The organism is Sphingomonas sp. Leaf22, assembly GCF_001421715.1.
Lineage (GTDB): Bacteria > Pseudomonadota > Alphaproteobacteria > Sphingomonadales > Sphingomonadaceae > Sphingomonas.
Map to the genome: position 1 here is coordinate 83,889 of NZ_LMKP01000003.1, position 22,227 is coordinate 106,115.

A 22,227-nucleotide genomic window follows, 5' to 3' on the forward strand; every position below is an offset into this window, starting at 1 on the left:
CAGCATGATAGGACGCCCGACGGCAACGGGACATACCTGCCTAGCAACCGGGCTGGGCAACTGCCGCCGGTTGGACGCCGCAAACTTCGCCTAAGTAGCAAAAGCGAAGGCGCTAAGTAGCAATGTCAAAAGGGGTGGTGCCGCTTACAGGACTCGAACCTGTGACCCCCGCATTACGAATGCGATGCTCTACCAACTGAGCTAAAGCGGCCCGGGACGGTGTGCCGTCTGGACGCGGGCGATTAGCAGCGGGGGGCGGGGGTGGCAAGCGGATTTGCATGGGAAAGTGTCGCGCGGCACTTTACCTGACGTTTACCACGCGTGGTACAAAAGGCGAGCGATCGGGCAGAAGGCCCATGGGGACCTGTATATGGACATTGTGGGTGGGCCTTCGGAGCGGGGGGATGGGGACCGGGAGGGTGTTGGTAGCGAAGTGGTCTCCGTCGGGACCGACGAACGCCGCATGCATGTCCGCGCGTACAATTACTGGGTGTCGCTGCTGCACGGGCGGCCGTGCCCGCTGATCGAGTCGCTCGACCCAGCAGGCATCGCCGATTTCGGGCCGAACAGCGTCCTGCTCGACTTCACCGCAGGGCGTGACGATGCCGAGATCCGGTTCCTGGGCCATGCCCTGCGCGAGGAAAGCGGAACCGATTCGTCGATCGTCCGCATGTCGCAGGTACCGTCGCGATCGCTGCTGTCGCGGCTGACCGACCATTATCTGCAGATCATCGCCAACCGCGCGCCGATCGGGTTCGAGGCCGAGTTCGTCGGCCATCGCGGCTTTCCGATGCTGTACCGCGGGATCCTGATGCCGTTCTCGTCGGACGGGGAGGCGATCGACTATCTGTACGGCGTCATCAACTGGAAGGAAGTGGTCGATGCGAGCGTCCAGTCGCAGCTGGCCGCCGAGCTGAGCGAAGCGCGCCGCACCACTACCCCGCGCCGCACCCCCGTCATCGCCACCGCCGCCGCATGGGCGGACGGCCCGAGCGCCCCGATCGAGACGATGCCGGCCGCCCCCGCCGCGCCGACGCTGTCCGAGCAACTGGTCGCGACGCGGCGCACGATCGAGGCCGGCCCGGCATCGCCCGAAGCACTGGCCCGGGCGTATGACTTCCTGATCGCCAGCGAACGCGACGCTGCCGGCTATGCCGCGATGCTCGCCGGGGCCGGCCTGACGGTCGATCCGCGCGCGCCGGTCGAGGCGCTGGTCCGGCTGTTGTTCGGCACGCCGCACGAGGGCAATGCCCGCCTGCTCGCCCGCGCGCACCGCGCCGGGGTGGGCGAAGGCGAGTTCGCCGAATGGATCGAGCGGACCGGCGCCCGCCCCGCCGCCGCACCGAACGTGATCGTCCCCGTCGCACCCGGCGACGAACCCTATGTCCTGCTGCTGGCCCGCGCGGTCGATGCCGGGTCGGTCGAGATCATCGGCCGGGTCGCGGCGGATGCGGCGTTCGTCGACGCCGCCGTGCGCGATCTGGGATATTGAGGGCGGTTTCGGCAGGCGGTCGCGGGCACCGGTTGATCTGACACCGGAGCCGGCGATGCCGGCGTGACCGCCGACGGCCGGTATCGCAGCCGGCCGGCCGACGGTCGCCAACGACCATCGGCCGTACCGTCACTCCTCGGGACTAAACACCTACCGCGCCAGCAGGACGCGGGCCTGTCCGGCGATCTGGGCCAGCATCGCGGCGCTGGCCACCGGGGCCTGCCGCGCGCGGTGGACCAGCGCCGCGAACTGGGCGACGCGGTCGCGGTTTGCCTCCAGCCATTTCTCGACCGCCGCCTGCGGGTCCTTGCCGGCATTGCGGTTGAGAAATTCGAAGCGCAGCTGCTGGAAATCGCGGGCGAGGCCGGCGATCAGCAGCCGTTCCCACGGATCGCCGGTCTGGATGCGCGCCGCCACCGCCTGTGCCCAGTCCAGCCCGAGCGCGAAGCCGAGATGGGTGAAGGCGAGCGTCAGCCGCGTTTCGTCGAGCTTCAACCGCTGACCGAGATCGGCGAGGCCGACCGCGCCGTCGAGTTCGAACAGGCGTACCACCTGTCCGGCCAGCTCCTGCGGTGCCCCCGCATCCTGCAGGATGCCGGCGATCCGGTCGCGCTGTTGCGCCGCCTCGGCGCGCAGCAGCGAACTGGTCTGCCCGGCAAGGCTCGCCACGCCCTTTTGCAGATGGGCCACGGCGCGGGCCGGGGTGGTGCCCGCCGGGAAGGCGCGCAACAGGTCGGCGATCTGCGAGCGGACGCCCACCGCGACCTCGTCGAGCAACGCGATGCGGGCACGCTCCGAAATGTCGGCAGCCTCGATCCGGTCGTACAGCTTGTTCGTGTCGAACAGGCGTTCGGCGGCGACGAACATCGCGGCGATGTCGGCCAGTGCTTCGCCCTCTTCCTCCGCCAGTTCGAAGACGTGCAGCACGCCCAGCCGGTTGACGATCCGGTTGGCGAGCTTGGTCGCGACGATTTCCCCGCGCAGCCGGTGATCGAGAATCGCCTGTTTGTGGCGCTCCTGCATCTCGCGCGGGAAGGCGGCGAGCAGGTCGCCGGACATATCGGCATCGGTTGCGACGGCCGAGTGTTCGATCGCCTCCTGCAACGCCAGCTTCACGCTGGCCAGCAGCACCGCCAGTTCGGGGCGGGTCAGCCCGCGTCCGTCCTGTGCGCGGCGGACATAGTCGTCATTGCCGCTCAACCCCTCGACCACGCGATCGAGCTTGCCGGCGGCTTCGAGCATTTCGATCACGCGGACATAGCTCGGCACCGCGACCGGCCCGTCATTCTCCATGACCGACAGCGCCAGCGTCTGCAGCCGGTTATCCTCCAGCACCAGATGCGCGACATCGTCGGTCATCCGCACCAGCAACGCGTTGCGATCGTCCTGCGTCAGACGTCCTTCGATCACCTCGCGGTTCAGCGCGATCTTGATGTTCACTTCATTGTCCGAACAATCGACGCCGGCCGAATTGTCGATGAAGTCGGTGTTGATCCGCCCGCCATTGGCGCTGAACGCGATGCGCGCCGCCTGTGTCACGCCCAGATTCGCGCCTTCGCCGATCGCTTTGGCACGCAGGGTCTGCGCATCGACGCGAATCCGGTCGTTGGCGGGATCGCCGACGTCGAGATGGCTTTCGGCGCGATCCTTCACATAGGTGCCGATGCCGCCGAACCAGATCAGGTCGACCGGTGCCTTCAGAATGGCAGAGATCAGCGCGCTCGGTTCCATCTCGCGGTCGGTGACGCCCAGCATCGCGCGGACCGCATCGGTCAGCGGGATCGTCTTGGCCGTGCGCGGGAACACGCCGCCGCCCGCGGAAATCAGCGACGGGTCGTAATCGGCCCAGCTCGACCGCGGCAAGGCGAACAGCCGGTCGCGTTCGGTCCAGCTGGCCGCCGCATCGGGTTCGGGGTCGAGGAAGATGTGGCGATGGTCGAACGCCGCCTTCAGCCGGATCGCCTTCGACAGCAACATGCCGTTGCCGAACACGTCGCCCGACATGTCGCCGCAGCCGACCACGTCGATCGACTGCGTCTGCACGTCGACGCCGAGTTCGAGGAAATGGCGCTGCACCGAAATCCACGCGCCCTTGGCGGTGATGCCCATCGCCTTGTGATCGTAGCCGACGCTGCCGCCGCTGGCGAAGGCGTCGCCCAGCCAGAAATTGCGTTCGAGCGCCAGCGCGTTGGCGACGTCGCTGAACGTCGCCGTGCCCTTGTCCGCCGCGACGACGAAATAGGGGTCCTCGCCGTCATGGATGGTCACGCCCTGCGGATGGACGACCTTCCCATCGACGATATTGTCGGTGATCGACAGCAGCGAGCGGATGAAGATGCGGTAGCTTTCGGTCCCCTCCGCGATCCACGCATCGCGGTTCGACGGTGCGGGCAGTTGCTTGGGGTAGAAGCCGCCCTTGGCACCGGTCGGCACGATCACCGCGTTCTTGACGCGCTGCGCCTTCATCAGACCCAGGATTTCGGTGCGGAAATCGTCGCGCCGGTCGGACCAGCGCAGCCCGCCGCGCGCGACCGGTCCGGCGCGCAGGTGGATGCCCTCCACGCGGGGGCTGTACACGAACACCTCGCGCCACGGCAGCGGCTTGGGCAGGCCGGGCACCTTCGCGCTGTCGAGCTTGAACGCCAGCGCCTCCTGCGACGCCGGGGCAAAGGCGTTGGTGCGCAGCGTGGCGGCGACGACCCCGCGATAGCTGCGCAGGATTCGGTCGTCGTCGATCGCCGACACCGCGTCGAGCCCGGTTTCGATCGCGGCATCGGCGGCGGCGACGCCGCCGTCGCGGTCGGTCCGCGACGGGTCGTGCGCGGCGTTGAACCGCTCGATCAGCGCGGTGGCGACGCCCGGCGCACGGCGCAGCGCGTCGACGGCGGTGGCGAGGCTGTAGCTCAACCCCGTCTGGCGCAGATACCGGAACCATGCGCGCAGCAGCACGACGGCGGTCGGGGCGATCCCCGCCTCAACGGTCAGGCGGTTGAACGCATCGTTTTCGGCGCGGTTTTCCAGCACCGCCTCGATCGCGCGTTCGACCACCGACACATCGAACTTCGGCGCGACCCCCGATGCGACCTCGACCTCGAAATCATGGATGAAGCTCTTTTCGTCATCCTCCAGCCGGGTCGGCAGTTCCTCGATCACGCGGAAGCCGAAATTCTCAAACACCGGCACCGCATCCGACAGCGGCAGCGCGCCACCGCGGCGGTAGACCTTGATCCGCATCCGTTCGCCGGGGGCGGTGAGGATGCGCACCGACCGCGAGGTCGCGTCGGTCAGCCCCGCGACGCGGACGATGTCGCGGGCCGCCTCGTCGGGCAGGTTCGAATTGCGGTAGTTGGCGGGAAAGGCGTTGGCGAAGCGCAGTGCCATGCGCGTCGCCCCTTCGGGAGCCAGTTCGGTCAGCGCCCCTTCGACCGCCGGCCGCCAGCCGCGCACCATGCGTTCGATCCGGCGGTCGAGGTCGCCCGCCTCGGGCATCCGTCCGTCCTGTCGCAGGTCGAGGACGTAGCGGATCAGCGCCGCCTCGCCATCCTCCATCGCGATCGACCAGTTGAGGATCGACGCATTGGCCGCCTGTGCCAGCATGTCGCCGATCGCGAGCCGCCGCTGCGTCGTGACGTCGTCGCGGCCGAGCCAGACGAAGGCGAACAGATGCCGGCCGAGCGCCGAGCGGATCAGCACGAGGCGCGAGCGGGGCCGGTCGGCGACCGACATGGCGGTCAGCGCCAGTTGTTCGAGCGCGTCGGGGCTGAACGCGGTGGTCAGGTCGTGCGGCAGCGTGGAGAGCGCGTGGCTCAGCGCCTTGCCCGCATGGCCCGACGGGTCGAAGCCGAATTTGGTGCGCAGCGCCGCCAGATTGCGGCGCAGCACCGGCACGTCGGCCGGATCGGCCTGCAACGCGGCGCTGGTCCACAGCCCGCCATGGATCGAAAGGCCGGTCACGGTGTCGCCGTCGACCACCGGGACCAGCACCAGATCAATCGGCGCGCGGCGATGGACGGTCGAGATGCAGTTGGATTTGAGCAGCAGCGGCTGGCGGTTGCCGGCGTCGAACCACTCGATCGCGCGCTGGCGCGATGCGTCGGCGAGCAGCGGCACGTCGAGCCGCGCGCGCGACAGGCCCAACCGTTCGCCGACCACGCCGTCGCGCGACCAGCGTTCATGCGCCAGCTGCGTCAGGTTGCCGGCGATGAACCAGTTCAGCAGCGCCGCATCCTCGGCCGTGTCGGCATGGGCGGTCAGCCGTGCGGCATCGGCCTGCATCGCCGCCTGCATCGCGCGCCAGTCGGCGACGGCGGCGCGGACATGGTCGAGATTGCGTTCGATCTCGGCGACCAGCGCGTGGCGTACGCGGGCATCGGCGCGCTCCATCTCGATATAGATCATCGATTCGCGGCGACCCTCTCCCGCCAGATCGACCAGCGTGCCTGCCGCATCGCGGGTGACCGGCGCGACCGGGTGCAGGATGCGGTCGATGGCGATGTCGTGCGCGACGATGGTGCTGGCGATCGAATCGACGAGGAAGGGCATGTCGTCGTTGATGACCGCCAGCCGCATCCGCCGCGCCTCGCCCCGGCTCAACGTCTCCAGCGCGACGCTGACCGTGCCGGGCGACCGGTGGGCGGCGGCGGCCGCCACGAACTGCGCGGCATCGGCGCGGGCGGCGGCGTCCAGACCTTCGATTTCGCCGGGGAGCGCACTGTCGACCAGCAGCGTTTCCAGGGGGCGGGCGAGCTTGGCTTTTGGTGTCATGGCCGGGATATGCGACGCCTTGCCGACCGGCTCAACCCTTGTGGCAGTTGCGAACAAAATGTCGCGATGCGGCAATTATATTACTTGCCGCGGAGTCACGGTTCCGGCGTACCTGCGGTAACCCGGCAATAAAGAAGGTAATTGTCTGATATGTCGTCCCGCGGTAAGGGCGTGACAACGTTGTCGGCACCAAGCCGGAGGCAGGGGGAGAGCAGCGATGCGCGGATGGGCGGCGGCACTGGCTTCATGGGCGCTGGTCGCAGGGGTGGCGGCGTCGGCCGCCCCCGGCGACGTGCCGCGGATCGAGCGCCGGGACGGTCGCCATGCGTTGCTGGTCGACGGTGCGCCGTTCCTGATGCTGGGCGTGCAGGCGAATAATTCGAGCAACTATCCTGCCATGCTGCCGCAGGTATGGCCGATGGTCGAACGGCTCCACGCCAATACGCTGGAGATACCGGTCGCGTGGGAACAGATCGAACCGGTCGAGGGGCAGTTCGATTTCAGCTATCTCGACGCCTTGCTGCCACAGGCGCGCGAACACGGCGTCAAGCTGGTGCTATTGTGGTTCGGCACGTGGAAGAACACCTCGCCCGGCTATGTCCCGGCATGGGTGAAGCGCGACAATGCGCGCTTCCCGCGGATGCGGACCAAGGACGGCAAGACGCACTACGCCTTGTCGCCGCATGGCGAGGCGACGTTCGAGGCCGACCGCAAGGCGTTCGTCGCGCTGATGCGGTATCTGAAGGACCACGACCCCGATCACAGCGTCATCATGGTCCAACCCGAGAACGAAGTCGGGGTGTACCAGCAGGCGCGCGACTATTCGCCCGAGGCGAACCGCCTGTTCGCCGGCGACGTGCCCGCCGCACTGGCAAAGCAGACCGGCAAGCGCGGCAACTGGACGCAGGTCTATGGCGACAATGCCGAACCAGCGTTCAACGCATGGTACACCGCGCGCTATATCGACCGGATCGCCGCGGCGGGGAAGGCGGTGTGGAAGCTGCCGATGTACGTCAACGCGGCGGTCGGCGGTCCGTTCGCGCCGCCGGGCAAGTCGGGAGGGGCCAGCGGCGGTCCCGACTGGCAGGTGATCGATGTGTGGAAGGCGGCGGCACCGAACCTCGATGCGGTGGCACCCGACCTCTATACTCGCGATGCCAAGGATTATCTGAAGTTCCTCGACCATTATGCGAGGCCGGACAATCCGCTGATGGTGCCGGAAACCGGCAATGCCGTCGATTTCGCACGCTTCCTGTGGCCGACCATCGGGCGCGGTGGCATCGGCTGGGCACCGTTCGGCATGGATGGCACCGGATATTACAATTACCCGCTGGGCGCGGTGACGCTGGACGATGCCACGATCGAGGCGTTCGCCAGCAAATACCGGTTCCTGAAACCCATGGCGCGCGGCTGGGCGGCAATGGCGCTGGCGCATCCCGGCTGGGGCACTGCCAAGGGCGCGCCGGACGCCGAACAGGCGAAGGTCATGGGCCGGTGGCGCGTATCGGCCAAATATGGCGAATGGCAGTTCGGATCGATGGATTCGCCATGGCTGAAGGCTGCACCGCCCGCCACCGCCACGCAGCCGGTCGGCGGCATGGCGGTGTTGCAGGTCGCGCCCGACCAGTTCCTCGTCACCGGGACCGATGTGCGCGTGAACGTCGACCTGGCCGACAAGGGCAAGGGCGATACCGCGATGTTCATCAGGGTCGAGGAGGGGACGCTGGCCGATGACGGCCGCTTCGTCGCCCGCCGCGTGATGAACGGCGACCAGACCGATTATGGATTGAACTTTACCGCGCAGCCGATGCTGCTGCGCGTGACGATGGGGACGTATCGCTGATGAAGACGCTTCGCTGGACGCTGTTGTCGCTTGCCCTGTCGGTCTCGTTGCCGGCGCTGGCCGCCGAGCTGGCCAAGGTGCCGGGCGGGGTGGTCGTGACCCCCGATGCCGGCCCGGCCAAGCGGGTACGGGTGCTGGTCTATGGTCCCGACCGGTTCCGGGTGACGGCGGTGCCCGATGCCAGCCTCGACACGCCCGACAGCCTGATGGTGACCGCCAAACCCGCCGGCGACTTCACGGTGCGCAAGACGCGGGGCATGGTCGTGATCAAGGCCGCCGGTGGATCGGCCGAGATCGACACCGATGACGGGCAGGTCCGGTTCCGCGATGCCGCGGGCAAGCTGACGCTGGAGGAAGCGCCGCGCGCCGCGTTCGTGCCGCGCAGTGCCGGTGGCGAGCAGTTCGTGTCGATCCGCCAGCAGTTCAACCGCGGCACCGACGAAGGATTCTATGGTCTGGGCCAGCACCAGAACCGGCAGATGAATTACAATGGCGAGGACGTCGAACTCGCCCAGCACAATATGGATATCGGCATCCCGTTCGTTGTATCGACGAAGAATTACGGGGTGCTGTGGGACAATAACGGCATCACCCGTTTCGGCAATCCGCAGCCCTACAAGCTGGTCGGCGATGGTATGAAGGTGACGTCGGGCGGGCAGGCCGGGTGGCAGGCGCAATATTATCTGGGCGACCGGCTGGCGGTGACGCGCCGCGAACCGACCATCAACTATCAGTTCATCAAGGATCAGGCGAACTGGCCGGCGGAGGCCAAGGCGCAGACCGTCGCGGCAACCACCGGACAGAATACCGCCGGCAACGCAGTGCAGACGCAGAAAGTGGTGTGGACCGGCACCGTCGTGCCAACTACGACGGGCGTGCAGAAATTTCGCCTCTATTCGTCGAGCTACGTCAAGGTCTTCGTCGACGGCAAGGAAGTGCTGAACCGCTGGCGGCAGAACTGGAACCCGTGGTTTCATAACTTCGACCTGCCAATGACCGCCGGAAAAGCCGCCGAAGTGCGGATCGAATGGGAGCCGAATGCCGGCTATATCGCGCTGTTCCAGAACGATCCGTTGCCGCAGGCCGACCGCCATTCGCTCTGGTGGTCGTCGGACGTCGCCCATGCGCTCGATTATTATTATGTCGCGGGCAAGAACATGGACGGCGTCATCGCCGGATACCGCGCGCTGACCGGCAAGGCGGCGCTGATGCCGCGCTGGGCCTATGGTTTCTGGCAGAGCCGCCAACGCTACAATACCCAGGCCGAGGTCGAGGGTGTCGTCGCCGAATATCGCAAGCGCGGCCTGCCGCTCGACAATATCGTGCAGGACTGGTTCTACTGGCCCGAGGACCAGTGGGGCTGCCACTGTTTCGACACCAAGCGTTTCCCCAGGCCGCAGGCGATGGTCGACACCGTCCATAGCCAGAACGCGCGGATCATGATTTCGGTGTGGCCGAAATTCTATCCGAACACCAAGAACGCGCAGGAACTGGCCGCCAAGGGCTATCTGTATCAGGGTAACCTGATCGCGAAGGAGCGCGACTGGGTCGGCAAGGGCTATCTGAACACCGATTACGATCCCTATGCGCCCGAAGCGCGCGCGATCTATTTCCGGCAGATGAAGGAGGCGCTGGTCGACAAGGGCTTCGACGCGTGGTGGATGGACGCGACCGAACCGGATATCCATTCGAACCTGTCGATCGAACAGCGCATCGACCGGATGGGACCGACCGCGCAGGGGCCGGGCGAGGAGTTCTTCAACAGCTATCCGCTGGTCCATGCCGAGGGGGTCGCCGACGGATTGCGCGTCGCCAAGCCCGATGTGCGCCCGTTCATCCTGACGCGGTCGGGCTATGGCGGCATCCAGCGTGCCAGTGCCGCCTTGTGGTCGGGCGACGTCGCATCGCGCTGGGACGATCTGCGCGACCAGATTTCGGCGGGCGTGAACCTGTCGATGTCGGGCATTCCCAACTGGACCCATGATATCGGCGGCTTCGCGGTCGAGGATCGCTATGCCAAGAAGGACCCGGCGCATCTGGCCGAATGGAAGGAGCTGAACCTGCGCTGGTTCCAGTTCGGCGCGTTCAGTCCGCTGTTCCGCAGCCATGGCGAGACGCCGTATCGCGAAATCTATGAGCTGGGAGCCAGCGATCCGGCGCTGTACGATGCGCTCGCAACCTATGACCGGCTGCGCTACCGCCTGCTGCCCTATATCACGTCGCTGGCGGCGGAGACGTGGCATCGCGACGGGACGATGATGCGCGGGCTGGCGATGGACTTCACCGCCGACCGCAAGAGCTGGGGCATCGACGACGAATATATGTTCGGATCGGCGTTTCTCGTCGCGCCGGTCACGCAGTTCCGCGCGACCAGCCGGTCGGTGTATCTGCCGGCCGGGGCCGACTGGTACGACTTCACGACCGGCGCCTATGTGAAGGGCGGGCAGACGATCACCGCCGCCGCCCCGATCGCGGTGCTGCCGCTCTATGTCCGTGCCGGATCGATCGTGCCGACGGGTGCGGCGGTGCAGTCGACCGCCGAAAAGCTCGACGCGCCCTATGTGCTGCACGTCTTTACCGGCAAGGACGGGGCGCACACGTTGTTCGAGGATGACGGCCTGAGCGAGGGCTATCGCAAGGGGCAGTCGTCGCAGATCCCACTGACGTGGAACGAAGCGACGAAGACGCTGACGATCGGCGCGCGTACGGGCAGCTTTGCGGGGATGGCGGCGAAGCGGTCGATGTCGGTGCGCTTCCATGTGCCGGGTAAGGCGGTCGCGCCGGACTTTGCCGACAATGCGGCGACGGCCGTGGTGTATGACGGGCGGGCGGTGAGCGTGCCGTTGCGGTAATATCCGTATCCCCGCGCAGGCGGGGATCCAGGGTTCCAAGCGCCCACGGTGCATTGCTTGGCTCTGGACCCCCGCCTGCGCGGGGGTACGGTGGTGACTGGTCCAGGCGTTGGCGGAGAGTGGCATGGCGGACGCAGAACGGATGGCCTTCGGCACGCTGGACGGCGCGCCCGCCGAGGCGATCGAGCTTCGTGCGGGGACGCTGTCGGCGCGTATCCTGCCGTTCGGGGCGACGCTGCAATCGCTGTGCGTGCCCGATCGCGACGGGGTGGTGGCCGATGTCGTGCTGGGGTTCGACGACGTGCAATCCTATCGCGACCGGCCGTCATGGTTCGGGGTGACGGTCGGCCGCTATGCCAACCGGATCGCGGGCGGGCGGTTCAGCCTCGACGGGCGGAGCTACACCCTCGAAACCAACAATGCGCCCAATCATCTGCACGGCGGGTCGGACGGGTTCGACCAGCGGCTGTGGGACGTGGCCGAGATCGGCAGCGACGCCGATGCGGCGTGGGTGCGGCTGACGCTGACCAGCCCCGATGGCGATGCCGGCTATCCAGGGACGTTGCGGGCGGGCGCGACCTATCGCCTGACGTCGCAGGCGCTGACCATCGATTATGAGGCGACGACCGATGCGCCGACGGTCGTCAACCTAACCAACCACGCGTTCTTCGACCTGGGCGGGCGGGGTGAGGCGCTGCGCCATTTGCTGACGATCGAGGCGGATGCGTTTCTGCCGGTCGATGCGACATCGATCCCGACCGGCGAGCAGCGCGCCGTCGCGGGCACGCCGTTCGATTTCCGCACCCCCCATGCGATCGGCGATCGGGTGCGTGACGGGCAGGACGAGCAGATTGCGATCGGGCGCGGCTACGACCATAATTTCATCGTGCGCGGGGACGTAGGCGCGTTGCGCGCCGCCGCCGTGCTGGCCGATCCGGAATCGGGGCGGGTCATGACGCTGTCGATCACCGCGCCGGGGCTGCAACTCTATTCGGGCAATTTCCTGGGCGGGGCGGAGCCGGGCAAGGACGGGCGGCTGTACCGGCAGGGCGATGCCGTGTGTCTGGAGCCGCAGGCATGGCCCGATACGCCGAACCGGCCGGAATTTCCGTCGGCGCGACTGGACCCGGGCACGCGGTGGAACAGCGTCCTGCGGTTCGCCTTTTCCGCCGCCTGACCGGGCGTGCCACGCCGCGACGGGCGGTCGTTGCGCGGTGCACAACCCTGCTTGACGAAAACGTTTGCGTTTGCGAACGGCTTTAATCCTATGAAGCACCCCCTTCTCCTTGCCGCCACTGCCGCGGCCTTCGCCCTTTCGGCCTGCGGTCAGTCGCAGCCGGAACAGCTCGACACCCGCGCCGCCGATCCGCTGGCCGCCGAAGTCGCCAACCGCGCACCCGTGGAACTGCCGCCGCCCGTCAAGGCAAGCGTGACGTTCCGCTGCAAGGACAACACGCTCGTCTATGTCGACTTCTTCGATGGCGATACGCAGGCCAATTTCCGCAGCAAGCAGGGCGACATGCCCGTCCGCCTGAAGGCCGAGGAAAAGGGCAAGCCGCTGACCGCCGAGGGCGGCTACAGCCTGACCGGCAGCCCGAAGAGCATCACCCTGACCCAGCCGGGCAAGGCGGCGCAGGCCTGCAACGCGTGATGTGATTGCCGATGCGGCCGCCTTCCGGGCCGCAATTCGGAAACCGTGCCTGACGGCCGGCGGAGCGATCCGCCGGCCGTTTTCTTTTGGGGGCTTCTGCTCCCCTCCCTTGTCAGGGAGGGGAGTCAGCCTTCAGTACTTCACCCGCGTCGCGCGCAGCTTGTAGCGCTTGAGCGCGTCCTGCACGCTGCCGGTGCCGGCCAGATGGCCCGCGCCGACCGCGACGAAGACGGTGCCGGGGCGCTTCATCCGTTCCTCGATCCACTTCGCCCAGCGGGCGTTGCGGTCGGTCAGCAGGACGCGGCGCAGTTCGGGGGAGACGGTCATGTCCTCGTTCATCGTCGCGGCGAGCGCGGCGGGATCGCCCTTGGCCCATTGGTCGACCATCTTGTCGATCTGTTCGCCGGCGGTCGGCAATTCCTTGATCGTTTCGCTCAAGAAAGTGACCTGCGCGGCATCGGACAGGGCGTCGAAGAAGCCGAACTGCTGTTCGAGCGTTTCGAGGCCGGTGACCGGCTTGCCCGCGACCTTCGCCGCCTGCGAGATGGTCTGTTCGGCGCCGCTCTGCGGATCATAGCCCTGCTTTTGCAAGGTCACGAGCGTGAGCGTCGAGGCGGCGAACCATGGGTCGAGCTGTTCGAGCGCGCCCGCCGGCAGGCCGGCATCGGCCACCGCCCTGGCATAGGCGTCGCGTTCGGCGGCGGGCAGCTTTTCGCTGAGCTTCGGACCGGTCACGTTGACGGCGGACTTCATCACCGCCGCCTGCGCCTGTTCGGGCGTCGGCATCGGAATTTCGAGCACGACCTCGTTCGATTTGTCGAAGGCGGTCTTCACCGCTTCGTCGAACCACGACAGGCCGGGTTTCAGGACGTGGATCGTCCCGAACAGATAGATGGTCGTGTCCTTGTCCCTGACCACCCACAGCGCCGGATCGGCTTCGCGCGGGGCAGCGGCGGCGGGGTCGGCGGAGGTGGTATCGGCCGGGGCTTCGGCGGCCGGGGCCGGTGCGGTCTGCGCCATGGCGGGCAGGGCGGTCATCAGGCTGAACGCGGCGCCGAAGCGCAGCAGGATCGAGGGCATCGGCGTCTCCAAAGCACCGGCGAACCGGCAGTCCCGCTTGCATAGCAGCGGCTGCGCCCATGCGACAGGCCGCAGGAACGGACGCGGCAGACGCTTCGTTGGGTTTGCATCTCCGCCCGTCTTCAGGGCCTTGCCGGGACCTCCGCTATGCCGAACACGACCGCCGCCCCCGATCGACCCGATGCGAAGGGGGAGGACGCCGCGATCGGACCCGTCGCGGCGCTGCTGGCGGGGGAAGTCGCTACACGTTCGGTACTGTTCATCGCCTCCGACGAACTGCGCGCCGGCGCGATTGCGGCGGCGCTGACCGCGTTCGCGCCCGATGTCGAGGTCGTCCATGTGCAGGCGAGCGACGCGCTGCCCGGCGACGATGCCCCGGCATCGCCCGGCAATGCCGGCGCGCGGGTGGCGGGGCTGCGCCGGTTGCGGCTGGCGTCGGTCACCAGCCGCCGCGTCGCGTGCATCACCACGCCGGAAGCGACGGCGGTGCGGATCGCCGCTCCGGACGATTTCGATGCCGCGCCGCCGGTGCTGCGGATCGGCGATGCGATCGACATGGCGGACTTTGCCGAACGCGCGGTCGAACTGGGCTATGTCGTCGACGACCGGGTCGACGAACCGGGCGAGGTCGCGGTGCGCGGCGGCGTGGTCGATATCTTTCCCGCTGATGCGATCTGCCCGATCCGGGTGACCGTGGAGGATGGCGCGATCCGCACGATCCGCAGCTATGATCCGGTCACGCAGCGCGGCGATGCCGATCTGGGCGAGGTGACGATCGGCCGCGCCGCCGAGCCGGTGGCGGCCGAGGGCGTGTCGCTGCTGGATCATCTGCCCGAAGCGGCAGTCGCGATGGACCCGGACGTCGAGCGGCGGCGCGCGCGGTTCCTCGATCTGGTCGAGGATGCGACGCGGCGGCGGCGGCGTGGTGCGGCGGCGCTGGTCGACCGGACGGCGTGGGAGCAGTTGCTGAACGGCCGCGACCGGATCGACGTGCCGGCGGATGCCGCGCCGCCGCCGCGCTTCGTCACCAGCCGGGCACCGACGCGCGCGTTCGGCAAGTTCGCGCGCGAGGTGCTCGGTGGTGGACGGCTGGTGCTGGCCGGCAGTCCGCGCGACCTGCGGTTCCTGCGCAAGCGGCTGGCGACGCTGGGCCGGACCGAGCCGGTGACGATCGGGTCGTGGGACGAAGCGGTTCGCGCCGAGCCGGGCAGCGCGATGCTGCTGGTCGCGCCGATCGATCGCGGTTTCGTGGCCGATGGCGTGACGGTGGTGACCGGCGGCGACCTGCTCGGCGGGCGGGCGCGGGGCGACGAACTGGCGGCGGCGAGCGCCAATCCGTTGTTCGCCGAGGCGGGCGAGTTACGGGTCGGCGATGTGATCGTTCACGAGGATTTCGGCATCGGGCGCATCGTCGGGCTGGAGCAGCTGCCCGGCGAGGAGGCGGGCGACGCCGTCGTGCTGGAATATGCCAAGGGCGCACGGCGGCTGGTGCCGGTGGCGGAGGCCGACCGCATCTGGCGCTATGGCGCGGACGGCGATGCGGTCACGCTCGATGCGCTCGACGGATCGAGCTGGCAGAAACGGCGCGGCGCGATCGACGCGGCGATTGCCGAGAGCGCGCGCGAACTGGCGGCGATCGCGGCGGCGCGCGATGCGATCGAGGTCGCGGCTGTCGAGGCCGATATCGCCGCCTATGAACGCTTCGCCGCCGGCTTCCCGTTCACCGAAACACCCGATCAGGCGCGCGCCATCGCCGCCACCCGTGCCGATCTTGCGGCGGGGCGACCGATGGACCGGCTGGTGATCGGCGATGTCGGCTATGGCAAGACCGAGGTCGCGCTGCGCGCCGCCGCGATCGTCGCGCTGGCGGGGCGGCAGGTCGCCATCGCCGCGCCGACGACGGTGCTCGTCCGCCAGCATGTCGAAACCTTTCGTCGCCGGTTCGAGGGGACCGGGATCGAGGTCGCCGGCCTGTCGCGCCTGTCCGATGCGGCGGAGAAGAAGCGGGTCAAGGCGGGCCTTGCCGACGGATCGATCGGCGTCGTGATCGGGACGCAGGCGGTGGCGGGCAAGGACGTCGACTATCGCGATCTGGCGCTGGTGGTGATCGACGAGGAACAGCGGTTCGGCACGAAGGACAAGGCGCGCCTGCGCGACATTGCCGACCATGTCATGACGCTGTCGGCGACGCCGATCCCGCGCACGCTGCAAAGCGCGCTGATCGGGTTGCAGCAATTGTCGGTCCTCGCCACCCCGCCGGCGCTGCGCCAGCCGATCCGGACCGCGGTGACCGCGTTCGACGAGGTGACGGTCCGCACCGCGCTGCTGCGCGAACGCACGCGCGGCGGGCAGAGCTTCGTCGTGGTGCCGCGGATCGAGGATATCGCGCCGCTGGAGGAACGGCTGCGCAAGATCGCGCCCGAACTGACCCTGACCGTTGCGCATGGCAAGATGCCGGCGGCGGAGATCGACGCGGCGATGGTCGGCTTCGCGCACGGCGAGGGCGACGTGCTGCTCGCGACCAATATCATCGAGGCGGGGCTGGACGTGCCGCGCGCCAATACGATGATCGTCCACCATGCCGACCGGTTCGGCCTGTCGCAGCTGCACCAGTTGCGCGGGCGCGTCGGGCGCGGTGGGCGGCGCGGGCAGATCCTGTTGCTGACCGATCCCGAGCATTCGATCGCCGAGGCGACGCTGAAGCGGCTGCGGACGTTGCAGGCGTTCGACCGGCTGGGCGCGGGCTTCGCGATCAGCGCGCGCGACCTCGACCTGCGCGGGGCGGGCGATCTGGTTGGCGAAGCGCAGGCCGGGCATATGAAGCTGATCGGCATCGACCTGTACCAGTATCTGCTCGGTCGGGCGCTGCGGGCGGCACGCGGCGAGGTGGTCGACCGGGTCGTGCCCGAACTGCATCTAGGTATCGCTGGACGTCTGCCCGAGGGGTGGATCCCGGAGACCGAGATGCGGCTGATGCTCTATGGTCGCCTTGCGCGGATCGAGGATGCCGGCACGCTCGACGCGTTCGAGGAGGAGCTGGAGGACCGGTTCGGCACCCTGCCCGAGGAAGCGCGGTTGCTGGTCGATCTGGCGCGCATCCGCTTGCTGGCGCAGGCGGCGGCGGTGGCGAAGGTCGATGCCGGGCCGGCGGCGATCGCCCTGACGCCGCAGGGGGGCAGCGAGGTGCCCGCCATGGACGGGCTGACCGAAAAGAACGGGCGGTGGATCGTCGCGGCGCGAATCGAGGATGCCGGCGAACGGCTGACCAGGGTCCGCGACGTGCTGGAGATGGTGGCGGCCTGAAAACCGTTGGCATCGTTGCCGTTCTTGTCCGATGCTGCGGGGATGAAAGCGATCTTCATCACCGGCGGCGGGTCGGGTATCGGGCGGGCGGTGGCGCAGTTGTTCGCGGGCCGCGGCTGGCGGATCGGTCTGGCAGACGTCAATGCTGCGGGACTGGCGGAGACGGCGGCGTTGTTGTCCTGCGGGGCGGCGACGTTCGTGTTCGACGTGACCGACCGCGCGGCATGGGATGCGCCGCTCGCCGGGTTTGCCGTGGACGGCGGGATCGACGTGCTGTTCAACAATGCCGGCATCGCGGCAGGCGGGGTCTTTGCCGAGATGACGCCCGCCGCGATCGAACGAACGATTGCCGTCAACCTGACCGGGGTGATCCACGGCGCGCATGCCGCGCATTCGTTGCTGAAGGCGAGCGGTGGCTGCCTGCTCAACACCGCATCGGCGGCGGGGATCTACGGGACGGCGGGGGCTGCGGTCTATTCGGCGACGAAGTTCGGAGTGCGCGGGCTGACCGAGGCCCTTGACGGCGAATGGGCGGCGGACGGCATCCGCGTGCGCTCGCTAATGCCGGGGTTCATCGACACGCCGCTGCTCGACGCGTCACTGGCGGGGAGCAACCATACTGTCCGCCAGCAGGTCCGCGCGGCGGGGCTGGAATTCACGCCGGTAGAGGTGGTGGCGCAGGCGGCATGGGACGCCGTCCATGGTGACGCGATCCACACGCCGGTCGGGCCGACCGCCCGGCGGATGCGCTTCGCCGCGCGGTGGCTGCCGGGAAAATTGCGGCAGCAGATGCGGCGGCGATAGGGGCGGTCGACGCTCAGCGGCAGGGTTCGGGCATTACTCCCCTCCCTGACAAGGGAGGGGCTGGGGGTGGGTCGGCCTGCGAGGGACGGTCACGCCCGCCAACAAACCGACCCACCCCCGACCCCTCCCTTGTCAGGGAGGGGAGAGGAAACGCGGTTCTCGAATGTCGGTCGGCCTTCGTATCCCTCGACCTGCGCGCGTAGGACCGTTGGCCTATTCCACCAGCGCGTCGATTGCCTGCGCCATGTCGATATCGCGGTCCGACAGCCCGCCCGCGTCGTGGGTGGTGAGCAGGATGTCGACGCGGTTGTAGACGTTCGACCATTCGGGGTGATGGTCGGCCTTTTCTGCCAGCAGCGCGACCTGCGTCATGAACGCGAACGCCTGCGAAAAATTGTCGAAGGTGAAGCTGCGCACGATCGCGTCCCGCCCGCCATCATGGTCCCAGTCGGGCAGGCCGTCGAGCGCATCGGCGCGTTCGGCTTGGCTCAGCGGTTCCATCGTCGCTCCCTTGTCTCGTGGTGGCGGCAAGGCCTATTGCGTGGACCATGTCCGATCAAGCGCGAACCGCCCCGAGTGCCGCCGAGATGGAAGCGTTGGCGCGTGCCGCGCTGGCGCGCATTCCCGAACCGTTCGCCGGCCACCTGTCCGACATCGTCCTGCTGGTCGAGGAATTTGCCGACGAGGAGACGCTGTCGGCGATGGCGATGGAGCCGTACGAACTGACCGGCCTGTATCATGGCAGTCCGGTCGGCGAAAAATCGATGTTCGACGGAATGCGCCTGCCCGATCGCATCCATCTGTACCGCCAGCCGCTGCTCGCCGAATGGTGTGAGACCGGCGTCGATCTCGGCGACCTGATCCGGCATGTCGTGGTGCATGAGGTCGGCCATCATTTCGGCCTGTCCGACGACGACATGCACGCGCTGGAAGATGCGGATTGAGCCTGCTGGCGTTCGACCGGGTCAGCGGCGCGCGCGGACAGCGGGTGCTGTTCGCCGACCTGTCGTTCGACCTGGGGGCCGGCGCGGCGCTGCTGGTGCAGGGGCCGAACGGGGTCGGCAAGTCGACGCTGGTGCGGATCGCCGCCGGTCTGTTGCCGCCGACCGAGGGTGACGTCACGCGCGGCGGGGCGGTGGCGTTGCTGGGCGAGGCGGCGGCACTCGACCCGCAAGTGCCGCTGGCCACGGCGCTCGGCTTCTGGGCCGGGCTGGACGGGGCGCGGGACGGGGTGACGGCGGCGCTGGCGGCGATGGGGATCGGGGTGCTGGCCGAGGTGCCGGTGCGGATGCTGTCGACCGGGCAACGGCGGCGCGCGGCGATCGCGCGGGTGATCGCCGGCGGTGCGCCGATCTGGTTGCTCGACGAACCCGCCAACGGATTGGACACGGCATCGCTCGAACGGCTGGAGGCGGCGATCGCGGCGCGGCGGGCGGACGGCGGCGCGGTGCTGGTCGCCAGCCATGTGCCGGTGGCGTTGCCGGGTGCCGTCATGGTGACGCTGTGACCCCGCTGATCGTCCGCGAATTGCGGATCGCGTGGAGCGGGGGCGGGTTGCTGCTGCCGGTCGCGTTCTTCCTTCTGGTCGCGACGCTGTTTCCGTTCGCGATCGGGCCGGATGCGGCGCTGCTGGCACGGATCGGCGGCGGGGTCGCGTGGGCGGCGGCGCTGCTGGCGGCGTTGCTGCCGATCGAGCGGCTGGTCGCGCCCGATGTCGACAGCGGGGTGGTGGATCAACTGGTCGTGCGCGGGTGGAGCGACAGCGGCATCGCATTGGCCAAGACGATCGGCCACTGGCTGGGCTTCGCGCCGGCGGTGATGCTGGCGGCGGCGCTGTCGGCGGCGCTGCTCGGGATAGATGGCCGCACGCTGGTGATGCTGGAGGCCGGGTTGCTGATCGGCACGCCGGGGCTGGCGGCGCTGAGCGTGGCGACGGCGGCACTGGTCGCGGGCTTGCGCGGCGGGGGCGCGGTGGCGGGGCTGGTGATGCTGCCGCTGGCGTTGCCGATCGTGATCTTCGGCGCGGGCGGGCTGGAGGGGGGCGCGGGGGCGATGAAGCTGCTGGCGGCGACCAGCCTGTTGCTGTGCGCGGGCGGGCCGGTGGTGGCAGGCGCCGCGATGCGGATCGGCCGGACGTAAAAATCCTCCCCGGCACGGGGAGGACTCAGTCTCTACGCCACCGTGCGAAGATCGCGGTCGGTAGGGTCAGCCCGCGCGTTTCCTCGCGCACGCCCAGTTCGCCGCATTCGACCCGCCCGCCCAGATCGCCGAGTGACTGGCGCAGCAGTTCCCCGATCGCCAGCGCCGACATCCGCACGGCATAGACGGTGAGGAACAGGAAGCGCGACTCGCCGTCGAGCAACTGGCGACAATCGGCGATCATCGCCGGCAGATGCTCTTCGAGCTTCCACACCTCGCCATTCGGCCCGCGTCCCCATTTCGGCGGATCGAGGATGATGCCGTCATAGCGCCTTCCGCGCCGCACCTCGCGCGCGACGAACTTCGCGGCATCCTCGACCAGCCAGCGGACCGGCTTGTCGGTCATCTCCGACAGCGCGGCATTGGCGCGCGCCTGTTCGACCGATTTCTTCGACGCATCGACATGGACGACGCGCGCGCCCGCCGCCGCCAGCGCAAGGCTGCCGACACCGGTATAGCCGAACAGGTTGAGGCATTCGGGATCGCTCGCCCCGTCCAGCCGCACGCGCATCCAGTCCCACACCGGGGCCATGTCGGGAAAGAAGCCGAGATGGCGGAACGGCGTGTTGCTCGCCGAAAACCGCACCTCGCGCCATGTCAGCGGCCAGTCACGCGGGGGTTGTTTGAAGAACTGCCAGCGGCCGCCGCCATCTTCGTCCGATCCCGGCACGAACTCGCCATGCGCGTCCCATTCGGCCAGCGCCGGTGCCCACATCGCCTGCGGTTCGGGCCGGATGAAGCGGAACGGGCCATAGCGTTCGAGCTTGCGACCATGACCGCAGTCGATCAGCCCGTAATCACCCCATGGTTCGCCGATAAGTGCGATCGGGTCCATTACGCGCGGGGCGTCGCCCGTTCGGCGATCCAGCTCGTTACCGCCTCGAACGTCGCGGGCAGGGTGACATAGCGTTCCTCGCGATCGAACAGGTCGCCGACGCGCGGCGGCAGCGGGGCGCGGGTGCCGATCGCGCGTTCGACTGCGTCGGGAAATTTGGCCGGGTGTGCGGTCGCCAGCGTCACCATCGGCGCGTCGATGTCGCTGTCGAGCGCGGCGGCCAGCGCGATGGCGGTGTGCGGATCGATGATCTGCGAGGCATGATCGCGTGCCCAGCGCATCGCCCGCGCCATGCCCTCGCCATCGACGCGCGCGCTCTGGAACAGCGATGCCGCGCCCTGCTGCTGCGCATTGGTCAGCCGCATCGCCCGCGTCGATTCGAACCCGCGCATCTGTTCGCCCAGCGCGACGCCGTCGCGACCGCCCAGATCGTACAGGAGCCGTTCGAAGTTCGAGCTGACCTGGATATCCATCGACGGGGTCGCGGTCGGCGTGACCTGCGCGCTGGAATAATCGCCGTTGGTCAGCGCGCGGTGGAGGATGTCGTTGACGTTGGTCGCGACGATCAGCTTCGCGATCGGCAGCCCCATCTGCGCGGCGACGTATCCGGCGAACACATCGCCGAAATTGCCGGTCGGGACCGAAAAGGCGATCGCCTTGTCCGGTCCGCCCAACCGCACCGCGGCATAGAAATAATAGACGACCTGCGCCATCAACCGCGCCCAGTTGATCGAATTGACGGCGGACAGGCGGAAGCGACCCGAGAAACCGGGGTCATTGAACATCGCCTTGACCAGCGCCTGCGCGGTGTCGAAATCGCCCTCGATCGCGATATTGTGGACGTTGGGCGACAACACGGTCGTCATCTGCCGCCGCTGCACGTCGGACACGCGGCCGGCGGGGTGCAGCATGAAGATGTCGATATGCTCGCGCCCGGCGACTGCATCGATCGCCGCCGATCCGGTATCGCCGCTGGTCGCGCCGATGATCGTCAGGGGATCGGTCGTGCCGGTCAGGAACCGTTCGAAGAACAGCCCCAGCAATTGCAGCGCGACGTCCTTGAACGCCAGCGTCGGCCCGTGGAACAGTTCGAGCAGCCATTGGTCATGGTCGATCTGCACCAGCGGGGTCACTGCCTTGTGGCTGAACCGGCCATAGGCGGTTTCGCACAGCGCGAGCAGTTCGGATTCGGACATCGCATCGCCGACGAACGGCGCCATCACCTTGGCGGCGGTCTCGGCATAGCTCAGGCCGGCCAGTGCGGCGATCGCTTCGCGGGTCAGCGTCGGCCAAGCATAGGGCAGATACAGGCCGCCGTCGCTGGCCAAACCGGCCAGCGTCGCGCCGGCGAAGTCGAGGTCGGGCGCATGGCCCCTGGTGCTGACATACCGCATGGGGCTGCGG

At 68.3% G+C, this 22,227-nt stretch carries 15 protein-coding genes and 1 tRNA gene; 10 read left to right on the top strand and 6 right to left on the bottom strand.

Going from position 1 to position 22,227, the window contains the following annotated elements; all coding sequences use genetic code 11:
* Positions 1-135: 135 nt before the first annotated feature.
* Positions 136-211, bottom strand: a tRNA-Thr gene (locus ASE70_RS02975).
* Positions 212-463: 252 nt separating this feature from the next.
* Between ASE70_RS02975 and ASE70_RS02980 the strand changes: the two genes are divergently transcribed.
* Positions 464-1,492 (top strand): PAS domain-containing protein, encoded by a 1,029-nt coding sequence (locus tag ASE70_RS02980; protein WP_156355938.1) that lies wholly within the window; start codon positions 464-466, stop codon positions 1,490-1,492.
* Positions 1,493-1,642: 150 nt separating this feature from the next.
* On the opposite strand, the gene ASE70_RS02985 is transcribed toward ASE70_RS02980, so the two are convergent.
* Entirely contained in the window at positions 1,643-6,256 is a 4,614-nt protein-coding gene (locus ASE70_RS02985) for an NAD-glutamate dehydrogenase domain-containing protein (RefSeq protein ID WP_056501223.1), read from the bottom strand.
* 217 nt (positions 6,257-6,473) lie between these two features.
* Between ASE70_RS02985 and ASE70_RS02990 the strand changes: the two genes are divergently transcribed.
* The 4 genes from ASE70_RS02990 (at position 6,474) to ASE70_RS03005 (ending at position 12,602) form a co-directional block, all read left to right on the top strand.
* Positions 6,474-8,099, top strand: a complete 1,626-nt coding sequence (locus tag ASE70_RS02990; RefSeq protein WP_056501226.1) for a DUF5597 domain-containing protein — start codon at positions 6,474-6,476, stop codon at positions 8,097-8,099.
* A complete protein-coding gene (locus ASE70_RS02995; protein ID WP_082450587.1) occupies positions 8,099-10,951 on the top strand; it encodes a glycoside hydrolase family 31 protein in 2,853 nt (950 codons plus the stop codon). Before ASE70_RS02990 ends, ASE70_RS02995 begins: the two co-directional genes overlap by 1 nt.
* 124 nt (positions 10,952-11,075) lie before the next feature.
* Positions 11,076-12,128 carry an aldose epimerase family protein gene (locus ASE70_RS03000; protein ID WP_056501231.1) on the top strand — a complete coding sequence of 351 codons (1,053 nt, stop codon included), beginning with the start codon at positions 11,076-11,078 and terminating at the stop codon, positions 12,126-12,128.
* Between the two features lie 90 nt (positions 12,129-12,218).
* Positions 12,219-12,602 (top strand): hypothetical protein, encoded by a 384-nt coding sequence (locus ASE70_RS03005; RefSeq protein ID WP_056501235.1) that lies wholly within the window; start codon positions 12,219-12,221, stop codon positions 12,600-12,602.
* 132 nt (positions 12,603-12,734) lie between these two features.
* Here the strand turns inward: ASE70_RS03005 and ASE70_RS03010 are convergent, their stop codons facing one another.
* Entirely contained in the window at positions 12,735-13,682 is a 948-nt protein-coding gene (locus ASE70_RS03010; RefSeq protein ID WP_056501237.1) for a TraB/GumN family protein, read from the bottom strand.
* 147 nt (positions 13,683-13,829) lie between these two features.
* On the opposite strand from ASE70_RS03010, the gene ASE70_RS03015 reads away from it, so the two are divergent.
* Positions 13,830-16,985 (top strand): DEAD/DEAH box helicase, encoded by a 3,156-nt coding sequence (locus ASE70_RS03015; protein WP_082450589.1) that lies wholly within the window; start codon positions 13,830-13,832, stop codon positions 16,983-16,985.
* A gap of 42 nt (positions 16,986-17,027) precedes the next feature.
* Positions 17,028-17,789 (top strand): SDR family oxidoreductase, encoded by a 762-nt coding sequence (locus ASE70_RS03020; RefSeq protein WP_056501240.1) that lies wholly within the window; start codon positions 17,028-17,030, stop codon positions 17,787-17,789.
* A gap of 213 nt (positions 17,790-18,002) precedes the next feature.
* On the opposite strand, the gene ASE70_RS03025 is transcribed toward ASE70_RS03020, so the two are convergent.
* Entirely contained in the window at positions 18,003-18,290 is a 288-nt protein-coding gene (locus ASE70_RS03025; RefSeq protein WP_055996701.1) for a 4a-hydroxytetrahydrobiopterin dehydratase, read from the bottom strand.
* 47 nt (positions 18,291-18,337) lie between these two features.
* On the opposite strand from ASE70_RS03025, the gene ASE70_RS03030 reads away from it, so the two are divergent.
* Genes ASE70_RS03030 through ASE70_RS03040 form a run of 3 tightly spaced genes read left to right on the top strand, consistent with a single transcriptional unit; the run spans position 18,338 to position 19,928 of the window.
* Positions 18,338-18,733: a metallopeptidase family protein gene (locus ASE70_RS03030; protein WP_056501243.1), complete on the top strand. Its 396-nt coding sequence runs from the start codon at positions 18,338-18,340 to the stop codon at positions 18,731-18,733.
* On the top strand, positions 18,730-19,296 hold the full coding sequence (gene ccmA / locus ASE70_RS03035; protein WP_056501247.1) for a heme ABC exporter ATP-binding protein CcmA: 567 nt from the start codon (positions 18,730-18,732) through the stop codon (positions 19,294-19,296). Before ASE70_RS03030 ends, ccmA begins: the two co-directional genes overlap by 4 nt.
* Positions 19,293-19,928, top strand: coding sequence for a heme exporter protein CcmB (locus tag ASE70_RS03040; RefSeq protein ID WP_056399459.1), 636 nt, complete (start codon positions 19,293-19,295; stop codon positions 19,926-19,928). Before ccmA ends, ASE70_RS03040 begins: the two co-directional genes overlap by 4 nt.
* Before the next feature lie 25 nt (positions 19,929-19,953).
* Here ASE70_RS03040 and ASE70_RS03045 read toward each other — a convergent pair whose 3' ends face one another.
* The gene (locus ASE70_RS03045; RefSeq protein WP_056501250.1) at positions 19,954-20,823 is read right to left on the bottom strand and encodes a class I SAM-dependent methyltransferase; all 870 of its coding nucleotides are present in this window, start codon (positions 20,821-20,823) and stop codon (positions 19,954-19,956) included.
* Complete coding sequence (thrC, locus tag ASE70_RS03050) at positions 20,823-22,217, bottom strand: threonine synthase (protein WP_056501252.1); 1,395 nt, start codon at positions 22,215-22,217, stop codon at positions 20,823-20,825. The genes ASE70_RS03045 and thrC overlap by 1 nt, the downstream gene beginning before the upstream one ends.
* Positions 22,218-22,227: the final 10 nt, after the last annotated feature.